The organism is Pseudomonas sp. c313, assembly GCF_055407145.1.
The window spans coordinates 1-20,239 of sequence record NZ_JBUZRD010000005.1 but is presented as its reverse complement, the minus strand read 5'-3'; the positions used below and the strand labels follow the sequence as shown (position 1 = coordinate 20,239).

Here is a 20,239-nt window from a genome sequence, read left to right as displayed (position 1 = left end):
GGAGCAGTGGGGCGGGAAAACCTCAGAGACCTGTAGGCAGAACAACAGGTCGTGTGTTGATAGGAAACGAGGACAATGAAAAGAAATTTAACAGCGACGGTTCAGTGGCTGTCCCACTCGCGCATCCGTACCCGGCAATGCTTCATGGCGTTGACGATATGTTTTTCCACCACGCTGCGGGAAAGGTTGAGGCGTTCGGCGATTTGCAGATGGGACAAGCCCTCAAGCTTGCGCAAAAGGAAGCTGTCGCGACACGGCGGCGACAACTCGGCCAGGGCGCTGCCGAGCATGTCCAGGCGTTGACGGTGGTCGAGGCTGACTTGTGGAGAGGGGCTGAAAAAGCGCTCGTCACTGTCCAGCACCTCCAAAGGCTCTGCCTGGCGCAGGGTGTTGCGCCGATGGCCGTCGATCACCAGGTTCAGGGCGGTGCGATAAAGGAAGGCGCGGGGTTGCTCGATCGGTGTATCGCTGGCGCGCTCAAGTACCCGGACATAGGCGTCATGCACCACATCCTCGGCCACCTGACGGTTGCCCAGCTTGGCGTTGAGGAAACATATCAGCTCGCGATAGTAGCTTTCCAACATGACTCCCGACCGCATTGATGGCGGCTTATGACCCTTTAAGCGTGAAGACCACTGTCAATGCAATGCAGTGATGGCAGTTTGAACATGCGTAATTTATAGTAATTCTCATATAGATTTAAAGAAGACTTGCACTAACAGTCAAAATTGTTTCCCCAGAGCTGTAACTGCATATGTAAGCAACTAAATTTCAGGGCGAATTTCTCGTTTACCTGACAGCTTCCCGCGCCTGTCGCCCTCTCGACAGCACTCAAATCTACCCGTTTGAGCCGCGGCCCGATCTTCCCTGGCTGGAACCCGTGCATGAAACGTCCTCGACACACCCGTCGCGCCCTGCTTGCAGCACTTTGCCTGATCCCCGTTGCAGCCTTCGCGGCCTGGCAGCTCATCCCCCCAGGACGGGATAAATTTGCCACCCTGCAAGTGCAGCGAGGCGATATAGAAAGCAGCGTTACCGCGCTCGGCACCCTGCAACCGCGGCGTTACGTCGACGTGGGCTCACAAGCCTCCGGGCAGATCCGCAAGATCCATGTCGAAGCGGGCGACCAGGTCAAGGAAGGCGACCTGCTGGTGGAGATCGACCCTTCCACCCAACAGGCCAAGCTCGACGCCACGCGTTTTTCCATCGCCAACCTGCAAGCCCAACTGCAGGAGCAACGTGCGCAGAACCAGTTGGCCCGGCAGAAATACCAGCGTCAGCAACGCCTGGCTGCCGGCGGCGCCACCCGTGACGAAGACGTACAAACGGCCCACGCCGAACTGGACGCCACACAGGCCCGCATCGACATGTTCAAGGCCCAGATCAGCCAGGCCCAGGCCAGCCTGCGGGTTGACCAGGCCGAACTGGGCTACACGCGCATCTATGCGCCCATCTCCGGCACCGTGGTCGCCCTCGACGCCCGTGAAGGCCAGACCCTCAACACCCAACAACAGACGCCGCTGATCCTGCGCATCGCCAATCTGTCGCCGATGACCGTTTGGGCGGAAGTCTCGGAAGCTGATATCGGCCACGTCAAACCCGGCATGCAGGCCTATTTCACCACCCTCAGCGGCGGCAATCGGCGCTGGACCAGCACCGTACGCCAGATCCTGCCGGTACCGCCCAAGCCCCTCAACGAAGCCAGCCAGGGCGGCGGTAGCCCCAGCAGTTCCGGCAAGAGCGGCAGCGGCCGCGTGGTGCTCTACACCGTGCTGCTGGACGTGGATAACGCCGACAACGCACTGATGGCAGAAATGACCGCCCAAGTGTTTTTTGTCGCCAACCAGGTCACCGGTGTACTGACGGCTCCGGTTGCAGCCTTGCAAGGCAGCAACCGCGCCGACACCCAGATTGCCAGGGTTGTGACCCAGGACGGCCGCATCGAAGACCGCGAAGTACGGGTCGGTATCAGTGACCGCCTGCGGGTCCAGGTCCTCGATGGCCTCAATGAAGGCGATCACCTGCTCATTGGCCCGGCCGACGGCAGCGGAGGTTGAATGTTGACCCCGCTGATCGAACTCAAGGACATTCGCAAATCCTACGGCGGCGGTGATACACCGCAAGTCGATGTGCTGCGGGGCATCGACCTGTCGATCCACGCGGGCGAATTCGTGGCGATCGTCGGTGCCTCCGGCTCCGGCAAGTCCACCCTAATGAACATTCTGGGCTGCCTCGACCGCCCGACGATGGGCGAGTACCTATTCGCCGGGGAAAACGTTGCCCAGCTGGACAGCGACGAACTCGCCTGGCTGCGGCGCGAGGCCTTTGGTTTCGTGTTCCAGGGCTATCACCTGATCCCGTCCGGCTCGGCCCAGGAAAACGTCGAGATGCCGGCGATCTACGCCGGCACGCCCGCCGTCGAGCGCCACGCCCGCGCCGCCGCCCTGCTTACTCGCCTGGGGCTGGCCGGACGCACCGAAAACCGCCCCCACCAGCTTTCCGGCGGCCAGCAACAAAGGGTGTCGATTGCCCGTGCATTGATGAACGGCGGCCACATCATCCTCGCCGACGAACCCACCGGCGCCCTCGACAGCCACAGCGGTACCGAGGTGATGAGCCTGCTGGACGAGCTGGCGAGCCAGGGCCATGTGGTGATCCTGATCACCCATGACCGGGAAGTGGCGGCGCGGGCCAAGCGCATCATCGAAATCCGCGACGGCCTGATCATCAGCGACACACCCAACACCGCCGGTAAAACACTCACCAACGCCAATCCAGGAGCCTTGCAAGCCGTGGACCTGCGCCAGCGGCTGGCCGACGGCGCCGAACACAACGGCGCCTGGAAGGCCGAACTGCTGGACGCCGTGCAAGCTGCCTGGCGGGTCATGTGGATCAACCGTTTCCGTACCGCGCTGACCCTGCTGGGGATCATCATCGGCGTCGCCTCGGTGGTGGTCATGCTCGCCGTGGGCGAAGGCAGCAAGCGCCAGGTGATGGCACAAATGGGCGCCTTTGGCTCCAATATCCTCTACGTCAGCGGGTCGGCGCCCAACCCGCGCACACCTCCTGGTGTGATCACCCTCAGCGATGTCGCCGCCATCGCCGCCCTGCCCCAGGTCAAGCGCATCATGCCGGTCAATGGCGCCGATGCTGGCATACGCTTCGGCAACGTCGACCACACCGCCTATGTCGGTGGCAACGACACCAATTTCCCGACGATCTTCAATTGGCCAGTGGTCGAAGGCAGTTACTTCACCGAAGCCGATGAGCGTGCTGGCGCCACCGTGGCAGTGATCGGCAAAAAGATTCGCGACAAGTTGTTCAAAGACATTCCCAACCCCATCGGCCAATACATCCTGATCGAAAACGTACCCTTCCAGGTGATCGGCGTGCTGGCGGAAAAAGGCGCCAGCTCCGGCGACAAGGACAGCGACAACCGCATTGCCATCCCCTACAACGCCGCCAGCATTCGCCTGTTCGGCAACTACAACCCCGAATACGTGGTGATCGCCGCCGCCGATGCGAGCAAGGTGCACGATGCCGAACAGGCCATCGACCAGTTGCTGCTGCGCCTGCACAACGGCAAGCGCGACTATGAGCTGACCAACAACGCCGCGATGATACAGGCCGAAGCCCGGACCCAGAACACCCTGTCGCTGATGCTCGGTTCCATCGCCGCGATCTCACTGCTGGTGGGCGGTATTGGCGTGATGAACATCATGCTGATGACAGTGCGCGAACGCACTCGGGAAATCGGCATCCGCATGGCCACCGGCGCACGTCAGCGGGACATCCTGCGTCAGTTCCTGACCGAAGCGGTGATGCTCTCGGTGGTCGGCGGAATCACCGGGATCGCCCTGGCGCTGCTGGTGGGCGGCGCGCTGATCCTCAGCAGCGTCGCAGTGGCCTTCTCGTTGTCGGCGGCTATCGGTGCCTTTGCCTGCGCCCTCGTCACCGGAGTCATCTTCGGCTTCATGCCCGCCCGAAAAGCTGCCCGGCTCGACCCCGTCACGGCCCTTACCAGTGAATGATCGCCCTATGAAAGCGCACCTGACCCTCCTCGCCGCCAGTCTGCTGCTGGCCGCCTGCGCCAGCCCCCCTCCGCGCCCGGACAGCGGCCTGCAAGCGCCACCCGCCTGGCAGATGTCAAGCAAAGCCGGCGCCCTGCAGGACAACCAGCAATGGTGGACGACCTTTGCCAGCCCGCAGCTCAACCACCTGATCGAGCAGGCCCGCAGTGGCAGTTACGACCTGGCCAGTGCGGTCGCCCGGGTACGCCAGGCCCAGGCCAGTGCCATCATCGCCGGCGCACCGTTGCTGCCTGAACTCAAGGGAGGGCTCAACGCCAACCGCCAGAAACTGCTGCGGGGCAACGGCTACAGCCAACTGGATGCTGACAGCGACAACAAGGCGGTGGACTATTTCGATGCGAGCCTGACCGCCACTTACGAAATCGATTTCTGGGGTGGCAAACAGGCGGCGCGGGACAGCGCCGAACAAGCGGTTCGCGCCAGTGAGTTCGACCAGGCGACCGTGGAACTTACCCTGCTCAGCGGCGTGGCGACGGCCTATACCCAACGGCTGTCCCTGGGCGAACAGCAGCGCATTGCCGAGCTGAACCTGGCCAATGCCCAAAGCGTCCTCAAGCTGGTACAGACTCGTCACGACGCAGGGTCGGCCACCCGCCTGGAACTGGCGCAACAGAAAAGCCTGGTGGCGGCCCAACAACGACAATTACCTGAAGTCCAGCAACGGGCCGAAGAAGCCCTGATCACCCTGGCCGCCCTGCTCGGCCAACCAGTACAGGCACTGCGCCTGAGCCCGCAGTCGTTCGATGAACTGCGCTTTGCGAACATCGCCGCCGGCATTCCCAGCAACCTGCTCAGCCGCCGCCCGGACATCGCCAGTGTCGAAGCGCAACTGGCCGCTGCCCAGGCCGACATCATCGTCGCGCGCGCAGCCATGCTGCCCAGCGTCACGTTGACCGCGAACCTGGGGTCTGGCGCCAACCAGGCTTCGGACATCCTGCGCAGCCCGTTCTACAACCTCACAGGCGGGCTGATCGCGCCAATCTTCAATAACGGACGCCTCAGTGCCGAGCGGGACAAGGCCACGGCACGTCAGGAAGAGCTACTGCAAACCTATCGCGGGGCGATCATCAATGGTTTTGCCGATGTGGAAAAAGCCCTGAGCAGCATTCGGCGCCTGGATGAACAGCGTCAGTGGCAGCATGAGGAATTGACGCAGGCGCAAACCGCGTTCCAGATCGCCCAGAGTCGCTATGAGGCGGGGGCTGAAGACTTGCTTACCGTGTTGGAAACCCAGCGCACGCTGTATGCGGCGCAGGACCTCAATGTGCAACTGCGCCAGGCGCGGATTGGGGCGAGTATTGCGTTGTATAAGGCGCTGGGCGGGGGGTGGCGGGAGGGTTGAATGTGGAACATTGGCGGCCTGGTAGCCAACACCCCAGCCATCAAGGCACCCGTTCCTTAACCTTCAAATGCCGCGCATACCAAGGCCGTTTGGGCACCTTGCGAAACAAATCCTCAAGCTTATCCTCAGCCCCAAAGGTAATCCGCAACGCCAACTTCATAGTCTCCGGGTCCATCTCCACCGACTTGCCCATCTGCAACCCCGGCGTAGTACTGCAACCATGAGTCACCGGCCCCAGCCAGGGGTCCCCCACCTCGACCCAACGTCCCGGTGCAAACCACTGCACCCCGTTGAGCTCAAGACGACTCACCTCCCCCGGATGAAACCGTTCATGAGCCCGAAACCAATCCTCAAGCCGATCATCAATCCAGCCATGAAAATGCCAGAACACCGGATTTACATGGGAAGAAAACGGATCACCGAGAAAGTCGTTCTGCGCCGTATACCAACGCGCGGCAAAGTCCGCCGGATCACGGGCGAAAGGCACCGGCGCGCCATTGGATGGATCTCGCGGCACCGACGCCCAGCGCATGTGCAGCCAGTCATGCAGACCCAACTCAACCTCTGAACCAAACTGCCCCAAGGTCAACCGGGCCAAATAACGCGGGTCGCGGTACTGCGACTCCCAGACTTGAAAGTTGCCGTGATAAGTCTCGGCCGCCTTGATGTCACTGACCCACTGCGTGTATTCGCTGTCATCGGCAGCCAGCCAGGTCGGCGGCAAGGCGAAACCGTCGTGGTTGTCGAAATACCGGGCAAATCCCCGGCGGTCACGCTCAAGGGTGGGCTGGGGCTCGGGGAAGCGCGGCCAGGATGGCAGGTCCTGCATCGAGCGCGCCGCGCCGAGCATGTGCCGGTGCATGAAGAAAAAGTCGATCCCCGAGCCGTTGCGATCCTTGCGCGGGCCACGGGCATCGCGCTCTTCGTCCCGCGGGCCGGGCTGCCAGCCGATCCCTCGCAACGCGTTGCGCTTGTCTTCGGACAGGTTGTGCCACTGGTCCCGCGAGGCGTGCCAGAGCTGATGAAACAGGCGGTGTTCGGGTGAAATCAGCCAGGCCAGCAACGTCGAGTTCAAGCCGATACGTTCCCGAGCCTCGGGAAACAGTTGCTTGGTGGCGATAAAACGACTGTCCCGCTCGGGCAAGGCCAGTGGCCGGTCCAGTGGCAGGATTTGCCCGCTGAGGGTGCCACTGCCGGCGTTGCCAAATTCAGCCCAGACCTCATCGAGGGTCATCTTGAATTCGTAGGTGGGCGAGCCATCTGGCGACTCCCGGTCAATCAGGCGCCAATACAGCAGGGCCGCATTGCCCGGCGCCAGATCACCCAATACCTGATAACGCGGCTCACCGTCAGAGCGCAGTTGCTCGGCGGTGTCCAGGTAACCGCGCAAGCCTCGACCCCGCGGGGCAATATCGAGAAACAACTCCAGGCCATTGACGGGCAGGCCTTTCAGGCCGGCGTCGCGCCCTTCCAAATGCAGGCTCCAGACGCCACGCAGGGTATCGGCCAATTGCTGGCCGGCGGTGTCCGCCAGATCCACCGTGGCCTCCCCCGGAGTGATCGGGAACTCTTCACGCGTCAACTCGCGATGGGCATAAAAGGCTGCGGGCACTGCGGCGCCCGTCAGCGCCAGGCCTGCGATGAACCCTCGTCGAGAAATCGTCATTGTCCTACCTGTGTCAGCCCTGAAGCAGGCTTTATCCAAGCTAGAACGTTTGCATCGACGGGAAATTTACCAGCCCTGGTGCCTAATGCCGATCAGTTAAGCCAACTACTGTAGGAGCGAGGGGGACGCCTAGTTCTTGCTCGCGAAGAACCTGAGGGCACCGCATTCATCCAGGAAACCCGCGTCATCGTTAACGACCATCGCGAGCAAGCTCGCTCCTACAGGGGGGCTCGTTCGCTTAACTGATCGGCATTAGCCTTGGCGGCCCGCCTAAATTTCCAAGCCCACCGCTCGTTCTTCCCAGATAGCAAAGGGCCCTTGTGCCTGCACCTCGACAGCGAACCGACTGAGATGGCAATGACAAAACCACGTTCGAAAAAGGCTATATATATCGGCCTGCCGCTGGCCCTGGCCATTGGCGCCGGGGCAGGTTTTCTGGTCTGGGATTACTGGTTCAAGGGCAACGCCGGGTATCCGTTGGAAGTAATCAAGCAGGCGGATGAACTGCACGATCGGCTGCTGTCTTTCGACAGCCATATCACCGTGCCCCTGGACTTCGGTACCGCGGGCAATGAAGCCGACAAGGATGGCAGCGGCCAGTTTGACCTGGCCAAGGCCAACCGCGGACGCCTCTCCGGGGCGGCACTGACCATCTTCGGCTGGCCGGAAATGTGGAACGGCCCCAACGCCCCGCACAAACCCACCGAAGGTTTTGTCGAAGAAGCGCGCCATCAGCAGGAGGTTCGCTACCAGATCATCTCCGGCATGGTCCGCGACTTCCCCAATCAGGTCGGTATTGCCTACACCCCGGATGACTTTCGGCGCCTGCATGGCGAAGGCAAGTTCGCGGTCTTTATCAGCATGCTCAACGCCTACCCGCTGGGCAATGACCTGAACCTGCTGGACCTGTGGACGGCGCGGGGCATGCGCATGTTCGGCTTCAGCTATATCGGCAACAACGCCTGGTCGGACTCATCGCGCCCACTGCCGTTTTTCAATGACTCGCCGGACGCTCTCGACGGGCTCTCGGACATCGGCAAACAGGCAGTTCATCGCCTCAATGACCTGGGGGTGATTATCGATGTTTCACAAATGTCGACCAAGGCCCTGGAACAGGTCGCACACCTGAGCCGCACACCGATGGTCGCCTCCCACTCGGCACCGCGCGCCGCCGTGGACATCCCGCGTAATCTCAGCGACAAGGAAATGCAACTGATCAAAAACAGTGGCGGCGTGGTCCAGGTGGTGGGTTTCCCGGCCTATCTGAGACCCCTCAGCCAGCCTACTCAGGACAAGCTCAACGCCCTGCGCGCCCGCTTTGATCTGCCACCACTGCCCAACCTGGCCATGGCGTTGATGCCTGGCGACCCGATCATTGCGGCCTGGCCCGAACAGAAGTTCGGCCAATACGCCCAAGGGCTCTACGCCATTCTCGAAGAAGAACCCAAGGCCACCCTCAAGGACCTGGGCGACGCTATCGACTACACCGTGGGCAAAATCGGTATCGACCACGTCGGCATCGCCTCGGACTTCAACGAAGGCGGCGGCGTCAAGGGCTGGGAAAACGTCAGCGAGGTGCGCAACGTGACCGCCGAGTTGATCCAGCGCGGCTACTCCGAAGCGGACATCGCCAAGCTGTGGGGCGCCAACTTCCTGCGGGTCTGGGACCAGGTGCAGAAAGCCGCCAAGCCAGTGGCCAATCGTTGACGCCTGCCCTTTTTCAATTGATCGAGATCTCCCATGAACAGTGATATCCCAAGCCTCCATCGCCAACGCCTTAAACCACTGGCAGCCCTGGCCCTGACTGCGCTGTGCGGCGCGCTGCTGCCCGGTATCGCCCAGGCCGCCACCCCGGCACCGGGCAAGGTGTTCAAGGACTGCAAGGATTGCCCGGAAATGGTCGTGCTGCCGGCCGGCACCTTCACCATGGGCACGCCGGAAGATGAAGTCGGCCGCGAGCCCGATGAAGGACCGATGCACGAGGTGACCTTCGCCAAGCCCTTCGCCATGAGCCGGTTCCAGATCACCGCTGCCGAGTGGGACAGTTATGTGCGCCAGACCGGGGTCAAGATCGCCAATGGCGATGAGCGTCCCGGCCGCGAATGCATCGCCAGCAAGCCACGCTACCCTCAAGGCCCGCGCCAGCCGGCGGTGTGCATGGACTTTGACGACGTGAAGAACTACGTCACCTGGCTGTCGAAAACCACCGGGCAACGCTACCACCTGGTCAGCGAGGCCCAGCGCGAATACGCCGCCCGCGCGGGCTCCACCGGGCCGTTTCCATTCCCGTTCGATGAAGGCAAGGAATACAGCATCGCCAAACATGCCAACACCTACGGCCCGGCAGATGGCTACAGCTACAGCGCGCCCGTGGGCAGCTACCCGCCCAATGCATTCGGCATGTACGACATGCACGGCAACGTCTACGAGTGGGTAGCCGACTGCGAACATCCCAACTACATCGGCGCCCCCACCGACGGCAGCGCCTGGGTAGAGCCGGGCTGCGAGTCCCTGCAGATTCGCGGCAATGACTGGGGCGAAGCACCGATCTTTTCTCGCTCCGGCAACCGCAACAACATCTACCCGCAAACCCGTGGCGACTGGATCGGTTTTCGCGTCGTGCGCGATCTCTGAAACGCCCCCGCAGGCTTTGGAAAAACCGGTCGCCACCCGTCGGCGGCCGGTTAAATTAAATCCCTGGCCAGACGTTCTACTGGGTATCTGCCTCGATCCCCAAGGAACTCACCTCTCATGACCCAGCCCAAGCGCGGTGCAATTCATGAATTGTTCACCCTTCTGAAACCCTTTCGACTGGTGGTTGCCCTGTCCATCGCGCTGGGCATGGTCGGCGGCCTGAGCGTGACGGTGCTGCTGGCAACGATCAACAACGCCCTGCACTCACAAACAGGCCTGACCCAAGGGGTCGTGGCACTGTTTGTCAGCCTGTGCGTACTGGCCTTGATCAGCGCGATCTGCTCGGACATCGGCACCAACTACGTCGGCCAGCACATCATCGCCAAGCTGCGCAAAGAGCTGGGCGAGAAAGTGCTGTCGGCGCCCATCGAACAGATCGAACGCTATCGCAGCCACCGGTTGATCCCGGTGCTGACCCACGACGTCGACACCATCAGCGACTTCGCCTTTGCCTTCGCACCGCTGGCCATTTCCCTGACGGTCACCCTCGGCTGCATGGGCTATCTGGCGATGTTGTCGTGGCCAATGTTCCTGCTGATGGTGGTGGCCATCGTCATCGGCACCGTGGTTCAGTACCTGGCACAAGGCGCGGGAATCAAGGGTTTCATGGCGGCGCGGGATGCCGAAGACGATCTGCAAAAGCACTACAACGCCATAGCCGAAGGCGCCAAGGAACTGCGCATCCACCGCCCACGTCGCCAGCGCATGTTTGTCTCGGGCATCCAGTCCACCGCCGACTTCATCTGCAAGACCCAGGTGCGCTCGATCAACACCTTTGTCATCGCCAAGACCTTCGGCTCGATGCTGTTCTTCGTGGTCATCGGCCTGGCCCTGGCCCTGCAAACTCTCTGGCCCAGCGCTGATAAAAGCGTGATGAGCGGTTTCGTGCTGGTGCTGCTGTACATGAAAGGCCCGCTGGAGCACCTGATCGGCACCCTGCCCATTGTCAGTCGTGCGCAGATTGCCTTTCGCCGCATCGCCGAGCTGTCAGAACAGTTTTCCTCGCCGGAGCCGCACCTGCTGCTCAACGACCAGGGCGACAAGGCCAGCCCGGTGCATAGCCTGGAGCTGAACAACGTCAGTTATGCGTTCCCTGAAGTACCGGGCAGCGATCCATTCCGCCTGGGGCCGGTCAACCTGAGCATTCGTCAGGGCGATATCGTGTTCATCGTCGGTGAAAACGGTTGTGGCAAAACCACCCTTATCAAGTTGCTATTGGGGCTGTATGCGCCGCAGCAGGGGGAAATCCGCCTCAACGGCCAGGCCATCGACGCCGCGAACCGCGACGACTACCGCCAACTGTTCACCACGGTATTTGCCGACTACTACCTGTTCGATGACGTGGTCCAGGGTGACCAGCAGATTCCCGAAGACGCCAATAAATACCTGGAACGCCTGGAGATCGCCCACAAGGTCAGCGTCAAGGACGGCAATTTCACCACCACCGACCTGTCCACCGGCCAGCGTAAACGCCTCGCCCTGGTCAACGCCTGGCTGGAAGAGCGCCCGGTGCTGGTGTTCGATGAATGGGCGGCGGACCAGGACCCGACCTTCCGGCGGATTTTCTATACCGAGTTGTTGCCGGACCTCAAGCGCCTGGGCAAGACCATCATCGTCATTTCTCACGATGACCGTTACTTCGACGTCGCGGACCAACTGGTAAGAATGGAATCCGGGCGCGTCATGGTCGAGGCAGAAGTGGCCTGACCCCAGCCCTGCGGATCGACCGAAGCCCCTGAAAACAAGTGTTCCAGGGGCTTTTTTATGTGCCGACTAAATTGCTGAAGGCCCGGTTCGTCTTTACAGCAGCACAGAAACATACCGGCGCCTTCACCCGCGGCTTTCAACATTTATCCCCTGCTTTGTTTTTTTTTGGAGAACTTTCCATCCGGTTTTGCGCCCGCGATGCGTCTAATAATAATTCTTATTAACAAAAATTCTGACCACACTTCTCTGGAGCCCCTTCACGCGATGAACACCTCAATCCTGCGCCGTCCCGTCCTGGCGACCCAAGCCCGGAGCCCGATCTTCAAGCGGACCCTGCTGTCCTGCGCCGTACTGAGCATGGCCATGGCCGCTACCCAGTCCCAGGCCGCTCCAGTGCCGTTGAATATCCCTGCACAACCGCTGTCCAGCGCCTTGCAGTCACTGGGTCAGCAAGCCAACGTGCAGATTCTGTACGGGCAGGACACGGTTATCGGGCTTCAATCCAAACCGGTGAATGGCACGCTGGAGCCAGCACAGGCACTGGAAACCCTGTTGCAGGGCAGCGGCATCAACTATTCGCAGACGGGTAATACCATTTCGCTGACCCCGGCCAGCACCGACGCAGCGCTGCAACTGAACGCCATCAGCATCTCCGGCAAAGCTCCCGGTTCGACCACCGAAGGCACCGGTTCCTACACCACGGACTCGTCCAGCAGTTCGACGCGGCTGAATATCCCCCTGAAGGAAACGCCACAGTCGATCACGGTCATTACCCAGCAACGAATCCAGGATCAGCACCTGACCAACCTCACCGATACCCTTGAGGCCGTCTCGGGCATCACCGTGGTGCGTGAAGGCCTGGGTGCCGACTCGGACGCCTACTACTCCCGCGGCTTCCAGATCAACAACTATGAAATCGACGGTGTGCCTACTTCCTCGCGCCTGGATAACTACACCCAGAACACCGCCATGTATGACCGCATTGAAGTGGTCCGTGGCTCTACCGGCTTGATCAGCGGCATGGGCGATCCGTCCGCGACCATCAACATGATCCGCAAACGCCCCACTTTTACCCCGCAACTGGTCATCGGCGGTGAAGCCGGTAGTTGGGATCGCTACGGCACCAGCGTCGACGTGTCTGGCCCGCTGACCGAAACCGGTAACATCCGCGGCCGCCTGGTCATGGACTACAAGACCCAGGGCGCCTGGGTCGACCGTTTCAAGCAGGACCGCAACCTGGTCTACGGCATCACCGAGTTCGACCTGAGCGAAAGCACCCTGCTCACCGCAGGCTTCAGCTACCTGACCGTACACTCCAACCAGCCTCCGCGCAGCGGCTTCCCACTGACCTACAGCAACGGTAACAAAACCGACCTCAAACGCGCCTTCAACACCTCTGCCGATTGGTCCTACTTCGATCACGAACAGACCACCTTCTTCACCTCCATCGAACAACAGTTCGATAACGGTTGGAGCGGCAAGGCCGAATACAGCCGCAACGAAAACAAGTACGACTCGGAGATCGTCTTCCTCGCCGGCAGCATCGACCAGAACACCGGCCTGGGTGGCTACGTGATGCCGAACAAGTTCAAGGGCAACCCTGTACAGAACGCCGTCGACGCGTACCTCACCGGTCCTTTCCAGTTGTTTGGTCGCGAACACGAGCTGATTACTGGCGTCACCCTGTCGCAGATCCGTAACGAAGATGCCCCGGACTACGGCGGCTGGATACGCCCCGGCAACTCTGCCGGCTACAACGGGACCATTGGCCCGATCAACGACTGGAACGGCAACGTCGCCAAGCCGGACTTCGTCAAGCAAGGCGAGCAGAACTTCAAGGAAAACCAGTACGCGGCCTACATGACCTCGCGCTTTCACCTCAACGACGATACCACCCTGATCGTCGGCGGCCGGGTGATCGACTGGAAGCAGGACGATGAAACCCGCTATTACTCCGGCGACGTCAGCCAGAACAAGCGCACGGAAACCGGGGTCGTGATTCCCTACGCCGGCCTGGTGTATGACCTGAGCGAAATCTGGTCGGTGTATGCCAGCTACACCAAGATTTTCAACCCACAGTCCCTGGAGTCGGTCAGCGGCGCCTACCTGGACCCTCTGGAAGGCACTGGCTACGAAGCCGGGGTCAAGGCGGCCCTCAACGACGGCAAGCTCAATACCAGCCTCGCCTTGTTCAAGGTTGAGCAGGACAACCTGGGTGTCTACGACGGCACCAACTTGACGCCTTCCAACTCGCAAGCCTACAAAGCCACCAAGGGCACGACCTCCCAGGGCGTGGAATGGGAGTTCAACGGCGAACTCGCCCAAGGTTGGCAAGCGGCGGGTGGCTATACCTATAGCGTCAGCACCGATCAGGATGACAAGCGGATTGCCACCCAGATCCCGCGTCACAGCCTCAAGGCATTCACCAGCTACCGCCTGACAGGGCCTCTGGACAAGGTCACAGTCGGTGGTGGTTTCAACTGGCAGAGCAAAGCGGGCTTTGACCTCAAAACCAACGAGCAGAAGCCCTACACCGTCGCCAACCTGATGGCGCGCTACGACATCTCGGAAAACCTGTCGGCCTCGGTAAACCTGAACAACGTGTTCGACCAAGAGTATTCCACTACCACCACCGGTGGCGTCTGGGGCGCTCCGCGTAACTTCATGACATCGTTCAAGTACACCTACTGATCCATCCTCGGGCCTCGTTCCTTGTGGAACGAGCGCCCATGAAAAAAGCGCATCAGCCTGGCTGATGCGCTTTTTTTGTTTGTGCTAAACGGCCGCCAAAAGTCAAACCAAACCAAACACCCGGCGCAAAGCCCCTCCAATCTCCTGCTGAGCCTCTTCAGCCTCATCAATGATCGCGCCCATGCGCAAAAAGTCATGGGTCATGCCGGGGTAAACCGTTACGTTCACCGTCGTCCCCGCCTCACGCAAATGCACCACATACGCCAAACACTCGTCATGCAAGGGATCGCATTCGCCAAGGATCATCAAGGTCGGCGCCAGCCCCTCGGGCACCGCGCCCAACAGCGGCGAAAAACGAGGGTCCTGACGGTCAGCCAGCTCCCGCTGATACAACCCGTAGAACCATTCCAAAGTGTCCTTCTCCAGCAAATACCCGGTGGCATACCGCTTCAGGGAAGCAGTGCTGCGGCTGGCATCCGTCACCGGATAGATCAGCACCTGCAAACGCGGCTGAACCGGCGCACTATTACGGGCCAGTTGCGCCGCCAACACTGCCACCAGGCTGCCGCCCACGCTGTCGCCAGCCAGCGCCAATCGCTGCGTATCGATACCCAGCCCGGTGCCCTCTTCCACCAGCCAGTGCCAGGCATCTTCGGCGTCCTCGGCCGCCGTGGGAAAACGCCACTGCGGCGCCAGTCGATACGCCACCGACAACACCGCGCAGCCGGCACTTTCGGCCAAGGCCCGGCACAACGAATCATGGGAGTTGAGGCTGCCCACCACATAGCCGCCGCCATGCAAGTACAACAACGCCGGGGCCGGCGCGGCAAGATCAAGGCGGCTGGCGCTGTACAGACGGGCCGGCAGTGGCTGGCCGTCGCGGCTCAGGATATCGAGGCTGTCCACCTGTTCCAGGTCGGCGGCGCCGGCGTCCATCATTTGCGACGACAGGTCAAATTGTTCGCGAGCCTGCTGCGGCGACAATTGATGCATGGCCAGGTTTTTCCCCGTGGCCCGGCCGCTGCCCACCAGTTCAAGAAAGGCAGCAATATCAGGATTCAATGACATACAAGGCACTCTGTAGTGCCGGGCGGACCGGAGGTCTCGCCCGGTGTGTATTCAGGGTTTCAAAGGACTGCGACCGGTTCCGCCAGGGCGTCCACCAGCCACGCCAACAATTGTTCGGAGCGCGGCACTTCAAAGTGACCACAATCGAGCAGATAACCGGCGGTGGGCTGTTCAAGCTGCCCGGCCAAGCGTATCGCCTCTTCACCGCGACCTGCCGTCCACCAACACTGGGGACGAACCTTAAGCGGCTCGCACGCTGCCAGTTGCAGCGAGCGCTGCTTGAGGTGTCGTGCCACGGTGAACACCTGGGCCAACTCGTCGGCGCCGAAGCCTGGGCGGGTCGCATCGCTACCCTCCCGGGCCAGGGCGTCGGCCAACAGCTGGCGCAGGTTTTGCGCAGTTTCAGTGCCAGACAGCTGCAGGTGTCGGGAAAGGTCGAAGCGAGTCACTTCGATGAACTCGCGCAGATCCGCCTGCCAGTCATCCACCGGCACCGACGGCTCGCCAGGCACATACGCATCCAGCAAGCCCAGCAGTTCCACTGTCTGGCCCTGGCGTTGCAACTCTGCGCTCATCAACGACGCCAGCGTGCCGCCCAAGGACCAGCCGATCAGGTGGTAAGGCCCCTCGGCTTGCTGCTGACGCAGATAATCGACGTAGTCGCGGGCCATGCTGTGCAGCGACTCGTCCTGCCAGAGCGGATCAAGCAGCATCCGCGACTGAATGGCGATCACCTGTCGCTGGCCGGACAGTGCCCGTGCCAGCGGCTCGTAATCGAACACCGTGCCAAAGCCCGCATGTACACAGAACAGCGGCGAGCGCCCGGCCACCGCAGGGCTGAGGGCCAGCAGCGGTGAACGTTGCACAGCGGCTGAGGCATCGGCGGTCAACTCGCCAATGGTCGGCTTCTGCATCAGGTCCCGCAGCTTGAGGCTGAACCCCTGGTTTTTCAGCACACGGGAGCGGGCCACCAGTTGCAGGCTGAGAATCGAGTCGCCGCCCAGTTCGAAGAAGTTGTCATCCAAGCCGACACGCTCCACCTTGAGCAAGGTCTGCCACAGTTGCGCCAGGGCCTTTTGCACCTCGGTCACCGGCGCGACGTAGCCGCCGGTGGCGAGATTGGCGGACGGCTCCGGCAACGCCTTGCGATCCAGCTTGCCGTTCGGTGTCAGTGGCAACTGCTCCAGGCGGATCAAGTGGGTCGGCACCATGTAGTCGGGAAGCGTCTGCTGCAACTGCTCCCGCAGGCGCTGGACGAGGCCTTGATCAACCGCGCTGTCGGCGGCAATCACATAACCCAGCAATTGCTTGCCACTACCCGCGTCACGGGCAATGACCACTGCTTCACGCACCTCGGCGCTGTCTTTGAGGCGTGCCTCGACTTCGCCCAACTCGATACGGAAGCCACGGATCTTCACTTGCTGGTCAATACGCCCCAGGTAATCGGTCGTACCGTCTGCCCGCTGGCGAACCAGGTCGCCGGAACGGTACAGGCGTGCGCCGTCGAGGCTGTAAGGATCGGGAACAAAGCGCTCGGCGGTCATCGCCGGCCGGTTCAGATACCCTCGGGCCAGCCCCTCGCCCCCCAGATACAACTCACCGGCAAGACCGCTCGGCAACAGGTTGAGGTCCATGTCCAGCACATGGGCGCTGCGATTGCCGATATGGCTGCCAATCGGCGCATAGGCGGCGCCGCAAACGTCCTGTGGCCCGGCTTTCCAGATCAACGGCGTCACCACCGTCTCCGTCGGGCCATAGCCATTGATGATGAACTGCGGGCGCAAGGCGCGCTGGGCCAGGTCGAAACTGGCCTGGGGCACCGCATCGCCACCGAAGCAGTAGATGCGCACCGGCGGCGGGTTGCCATCGCGCTCGGCCTGTTCGGCCAGCTGTTGCAGGTACACCGGAGGGAACGCCGCCACCGTCACGCCATGCTCATGCATGGCCGCGTAGGTCTGCTCCGGGGTCCACAGGCTGTCATCGCGAATCAACAGCCGCCCACCATGGGTCAAGGTGGTCAGCCAGCGCTCGTGAGCACCGTCGAAGGCGAACGACATAAAGTGCAACTCACAGTCATCCGGGCTCATCTCATAGCGTTCGCCGATGGCCTGGCAGTGCATGGCCAGCGGACCGTGACTGACCGCCACACCCTTGGGCTGCCCGGTGGAACCGGAGGTGTAGATCACGTACGCAAGATTTTCCCCGTGCACCGTCACCGCAGGCGCGGTAGCTGGCAAACCATCGAGTGTCAGTTGGTCGAGTTCCAGTACATGAACGTTGGCCGGAATCGGCAACTGCCCACGTAACAAGCTGTCGGTCAACAGCAGCGCAATCCCCGAGTCCTGCATCATGTAGGCCAGGCGTTCGCGTGGATAACTGGCATCCAGCGGCACATACGCGCCACCGGCCTTGAGCACCGCCAACAGCGCGACGATCATGGTTTCGCTGCGCGGCAAGGCCACGCCGACCCGTACATCCGGACCCACGCCTTCGGCGATCAGGGCCCGGGCCAAACGGTTAGCGCGGGTTTCCAGCGCGGCAAATGACAGGCGCCGCTCGGCAAACAGCACCGCCGGGGCATCGCCCTGGGCCGCCGCCAACTGGCTGATCTGTTCATGCACCCAGCCCGACTCACGCACCGCTGCCGCAGCCTGCACCGCTGACGGTGTGGCAGGCAGGCCGATGGCGCCCAGACGTTGCCCGGCGTCGCTGGCCAGGCGCTGGATCAGTCCTTCCATATTGGCGCGAATGCCTTCCACCACGGCATCACTGAAGTGTTCCTGCAGGTACATGTATTCGATCACCAGACCGTCTTCGAGGGTGACCATCAAGTCCATCGGGAAGTCCGTCAACCCGGCACTGGCGCTGTCGCCGAACTCCAGGCTGTCGTCCTGCCATTGGCGCAGGGCCTGGTCGATTGGCTGGTTCTCGAAGACGATAATGCTGTCGAACAACGCCTGCCCGGCCTTGCCAGCCCAACGCTGGATATCGGCCAGCGGGGTGTATTCGCGCTCGCGCATGTCCAGGTTGTAGGCCTGCAACTGGCGCAGCCAATCACCGACGCTGTGGTGCGGGGTGATTTCCTGGATCACGGGCAAGGTATTGATGAACAGCCCCAAAATTCGCTCGGAACCCGGCAGGCTGGCCGCCCGCCCTGACACCGTGGCACCAAATGCCACGCTGCGCTGACCACTGTAACGGCTCAACAGCAATAACCAGGCCGCCTGCACCAGAGTGTTCAACGTCACTTGCTGGCTTTGGGCAAAGCCCTTGAAGCCTTCGGTGGTGGCGCTGTCGAAACGGCTGTAAAGCGCCTTGTGGCCCTTGCCCTGACGAACCGCCGCAACCGTATCGGCCAGGTAGGTCGGCTGATCCAGCACCGCCAACTGTTGGCGCCAGAACTGCTCGCCCGCCTGGGCATCCTGGCGTTGCAGCCAGCTGATGTAGTTTTCGTACGGCAATGCCGGTGCCAATGCCTGCCCGGAATACTCGGCCAGCACTTCACCGATCAACTGGGAGATGCTCCAGCCATCGATGAGGATGTGATGATAGGTCCAGATCAACTGATGGCGCTGGTCGTCCAGGCGCACCAGGATAATCCGTTGCAGCGGTGGCTGATTGAGGTCAAAACCCTGGACTCGTTCACTCGCAGCCAATGCCTGCACACGTCGCTCAGGCTCAACTTCGTCGCGCCAGTCGAGCTCGCGCAGCGGCACGTCCAGATGATCCATGACAAATTGCAGCGGCTGCTCAAGGTCTTGCCAGACGAAGCCGGTGCGCAGGATTGGATGGCGGGCGAACGCCACTTCCCAGGCCCGCTTGAAGCGCTCCACCTGCAAGCCCTTGACCGGCAGGCTCAGTTGGTTGACGTACAGTTCGGCATCCGGGGCATTGAGGCCCAGGAACAGCATGCCCTGCTGCATCGGCGACAGCGGGTAAAGGCTTTGCACCTGTGCCATCGGGATTGGCAACGCCTGCACCTGCTCGGGGCTGAGGCTGTGCAGTACCTGACTCGTAACGTGCGCGGACTCGGCGCCGTCCAGACTCACCACCCGCAGGGCCAAAGTCCGAATATTCGGGTGCTGGAACAAATCCTTCGGGCTCAAGCCCAGACCCACTTCCCGGGCGCGGCTGACCACCTGAATCGACACAATCGAATCACCGCCCAAGGCGAAGAAGTTATCGGTGACACCCACTTTTTCCAGACCCAGCACGGCTTGCCAGATAGCCGCCAGCGCCTGCTCGGCAGCGGTACTCGGCGCTACATAGGCCTCCTGGACCTGATCTGGTGCCGGCAAGGCCTTGCGATCCAGCTTGCCATTGGCCGACAGCGGCAGATGCTCCAGCGCTACCCATTGGCTCGGCACCATGTAGTCAGGCAGGCAGGCGTGCAGATGCTCGGTGAGGATTTGACGCCAATCAGCGTCAACCGATGGTTCCAGTACCACGTAACCCACCAGTTGCTTGCCGTCGCGGGCCAGCACCACGGCTTCGCGCACCGCCTCGTGTTCCAGCAGCCGCGCTTCGATTTCCCCCAGCTCGATACGCAGGCCGCGGATCTTCACTTGATGGTCGATACGCCCGACGTATTCGATCACGCCATCGGCGCGGTAGCGGGCCAGGTCGCCGCTGCGATACAGGCGCTCACCGGCCACAAATGGGCTGGCGATAAAACGTTCGGCGGTCAGGCTTGGGCGGCGGTGGTAACCCCGCGCCAGGCCGATGCCGCCCAGGTAAAGCTCACCCACGACACCGACTGGCAGCGGTTCAAGGCTGCTGTCGAGGATGTAGGTGGTCAGGTTGGCAATGGGTTGGCCGATGGGCACGCTGTCGCGGCCTTCGTCGGTGCAAGTCCAGTAGGTCACGTCGATGGCCGCTTCAGTCGGGCCGTACAGGTTGTACAGGCCGGCATTCGGCAGCTTGGCGAACACCTGTTGCTGGATATCCACCGCCAGCGCTTCACCGCTACACACGATGCGT

The 20,239-nt window shown here is 61.7% G+C and carries 10 protein-coding genes and 2 pseudogenes; 7 read left to right on the top strand and 5 right to left on the bottom strand.

Annotation, left to right across the window (positions count from 1 at the left end):
* Positions 1-101: 101 nt before the first annotated feature.
* Positions 102-581, bottom strand: a complete 480-nt coding sequence (locus tag ACZRKZ_RS16370; RefSeq protein ID WP_133101235.1) for a sigma-70 family RNA polymerase sigma factor — start codon at positions 579-581, stop codon at positions 102-104.
* Positions 582-884: 303 nt separating this feature from the next.
* Between ACZRKZ_RS16370 and ACZRKZ_RS16365 the strand changes: the two genes are divergently transcribed.
* From ACZRKZ_RS16365 to ACZRKZ_RS16355, 3 genes are read left to right on the top strand one after another with little or no spacing between them, the layout of a single operon-like run.
* Positions 885-2,057: an efflux RND transporter periplasmic adaptor subunit gene (locus tag ACZRKZ_RS16365; RefSeq protein ID WP_463968834.1), complete on the top strand. Its 1,173-nt coding sequence runs from the start codon at positions 885-887 to the stop codon at positions 2,055-2,057.
* A complete protein-coding gene (locus tag ACZRKZ_RS16360) occupies positions 2,058-4,031 on the top strand; it encodes a MacB family efflux pump subunit (protein ID WP_463982101.1) in 1,974 nt (657 codons plus the stop codon).
* Between the two features lie 7 nt (positions 4,032-4,038).
* Positions 4,039-5,433 carry an efflux transporter outer membrane subunit gene (locus ACZRKZ_RS16355; protein WP_463982100.1) on the top strand — a complete coding sequence of 465 codons (1,395 nt, stop codon included), beginning with the start codon at positions 4,039-4,041 and terminating at the stop codon, positions 5,431-5,433.
* Between the two features lie 40 nt (positions 5,434-5,473).
* Here the strand turns inward: ACZRKZ_RS16355 and pvdP are convergent, their stop codons facing one another.
* Entirely contained in the window at positions 5,474-7,099 is a 1,626-nt protein-coding gene (gene pvdP / locus ACZRKZ_RS16350) for a pyoverdine maturation tyrosinase PvdP (protein WP_463982099.1), read from the bottom strand.
* A gap of 357 nt (positions 7,100-7,456) precedes the next feature.
* Here pvdP and pvdM point away from each other — a divergent pair, with 357 nt between their 5' ends.
* The 4 genes from pvdM to ACZRKZ_RS16330 all read left to right on the top strand — a co-directional run bounded on the left by pvdM (position 7,457) and on the right by ACZRKZ_RS16330 (position 14,191).
* Positions 7,457-8,806 carry a pyoverdine-tailoring dipeptidase-like protein PvdM gene (gene pvdM / locus ACZRKZ_RS16345; RefSeq protein WP_463982098.1) on the top strand — a complete coding sequence of 450 codons (1,350 nt, stop codon included), beginning with the start codon at positions 7,457-7,459 and terminating at the stop codon, positions 8,804-8,806.
* Between the two features lie 33 nt (positions 8,807-8,839).
* Positions 8,840-9,733 (top strand): dihydropyoverdine dehydrogenase, encoded by an 894-nt coding sequence (gene pvdO, locus ACZRKZ_RS16340; protein ID WP_463982097.1) that lies wholly within the window; start codon positions 8,840-8,842, stop codon positions 9,731-9,733.
* Positions 9,734-9,850: 117 nt separating this feature from the next.
* Positions 9,851-11,500, top strand: coding sequence for a cyclic peptide export ABC transporter (locus ACZRKZ_RS16335; RefSeq protein ID WP_149413669.1), 1,650 nt, complete (start codon positions 9,851-9,853; stop codon positions 11,498-11,500).
* 264 nt (positions 11,501-11,764) lie between these two features.
* Positions 11,765-14,191 carry a TonB-dependent siderophore receptor gene (locus ACZRKZ_RS16330; protein WP_463982096.1) on the top strand — a complete coding sequence of 809 codons (2,427 nt, stop codon included), beginning with the start codon at positions 11,765-11,767 and terminating at the stop codon, positions 14,189-14,191.
* Positions 14,192-14,293: 102 nt separating this feature from the next.
* Here the strand turns inward: ACZRKZ_RS16330 and ACZRKZ_RS16325 are convergent, their stop codons facing one another.
* The 3 genes and pseudogenes from ACZRKZ_RS16325 to ACZRKZ_RS16315 all read right to left on the bottom strand — a co-directional run.
* Positions 14,294-15,259: an alpha/beta hydrolase gene (locus ACZRKZ_RS16325; RefSeq protein WP_463982095.1), complete on the bottom strand. Its 966-nt coding sequence runs from the start codon at positions 15,257-15,259 to the stop codon at positions 14,294-14,296.
* Positions 15,260-15,318: 59 nt separating this feature from the next.
* Positions 15,319-17,796 (bottom strand): annotated as a pseudogene (locus ACZRKZ_RS16320) (amino acid adenylation domain-containing protein); the annotation flags it as partial.
* Between the two features lie 198 nt (positions 17,797-17,994).
* A pseudogene (locus ACZRKZ_RS16315) lies at positions 17,995-20,239 on the bottom strand (condensation domain-containing protein); the annotation flags it as partial.